Below are 578 nucleotides of genomic sequence, written 5' to 3'. Positions count from 1 at the left end.
AGTAGCGCGTCTCCGGCGCGTCGTAGAGCGCCAGATTGACCGCGATCGGCACCGACGCGTCCTTCAGCGTCAGGTGCGCCGGCTGGTCCTCCTCGTGGTTGGTGTTCGACAGGTACACCGAGGACAGCCGGTCGAACGACACCACCCCGTCCGGCTTGGGATAGGCGATCTTCGGCATCTCCGACGCCTTCTTCAGCGTCTCGTGGTCGCCATGCCGGTGGTGCAGCGTCCAGGGCGACTTGCCCTTGGTCGCCGTCTCGTAGGCCGCGTTGGCCAGCCCCGCCCACAGGCCCTTCTGGAAGCCGGGGCGGATGTTGCGCACAGCAAACAGCTCCGACCACACCCAGGACGCCTTCAGCTTCTCCGGATAGGCCACCGCCTCGCGCGCCGGAGCCTCGGCGGAGAGCAGCTCGTGCACCGCCTCGGCCGCCAGCATGCCCGACTTCATCGCCGTGTGGTTGCCCTTGATCTTGGGCACGTTGAGGAAGCCCGCCGCGTCGCCGACGATCAGACCGCCGGGGAAGGTCAGCTTGGGGATCGACTGGAAGCCGCCTTCGTTGAGCGCACGCGCGCCGTAG

1 protein-coding gene is annotated in these 578 nt (G+C 68.0%); it reads right to left on the bottom strand.

What is annotated here, in order from left to right:
- The coding region (locus GBZ26_RS29820) for an electron transfer flavoprotein-ubiquinone oxidoreductase (RefSeq protein ID WP_174441848.1) at positions 1 to 578 on the bottom strand (578 nt) is incomplete at both ends.

This window comes from Azospirillum formosense (assembly GCF_013340925.1).
GTDB lineage: Bacteria > Pseudomonadota > Alphaproteobacteria > Azospirillales > Azospirillaceae > Azospirillum > Azospirillum formosense.
This window is presented reverse-complemented; position numbering and strand designations above follow the sequence as displayed.